We start from the raw sequence: 522 nt of genomic DNA, 5'->3' as shown, positions 1-522 counted from the left end.
CGTGCCCGGCGCAGTAGACGATGACCTTGTCCGGGGTGGCGGCGACGTCGACGAACCGGCCGATCACCTGCGGGTCCGCCTCGCACGGGACTACTACGTCCGCGTCGATACATGCGACTACTCGGTGGACCCGCGCGGCCAGCCCAATCGGCGGGTCCAGCGGCGGGAGCGGTGTCATCGCCGCGTAATCACCCTCGAGCAGGTCGACCGGGCGCCCGCCGATCGCGCGGACGGTGCGGGTGTTCGCCCTGGTCAGCCAGTCGCCGACCTGCCGGTTGAAATCGTGCGGGGAGGCGAAGCGGCGTCCGGGCAGGAACGAGGTTTCGAAATAGCCGTTGTTGCGCTCGACCAGCCCTTTGAACTCCGGGTCGCGCGGCGGGGCCAACCGGATCCTCGTGGCCAGAGTGCCGGCGAACGCCGCCGCCGGGGCCGAGACCCGGCCGGTCCCGCCGATCGCGGACTCCCGGTCCCAGACCAGGGTGCGGGTGACCCGCCCGACGTCGCTGATCAGCTGCCACATCC

The 522-nt window shown here is 71.5% G+C and carries 1 pseudogene; it reads right to left on the bottom strand.

Annotation, left to right across the window (positions count from 1 at the left end):
- A pseudogene (locus FVA95_RS29320) lies at positions 1 to 522 on the bottom strand (IS21 family transposase); the annotation flags it as partial.

The organism is Pseudonocardia sp. EV170527-09 (assembly GCF_008369905.1).
GTDB lineage: Bacteria > Actinomycetota > Actinomycetes > Mycobacteriales > Pseudonocardiaceae > Pseudonocardia.
Note: the sequence above shows the minus strand (reverse complement) of the source record. Positions and strands in the feature narration are given on the sequence as shown.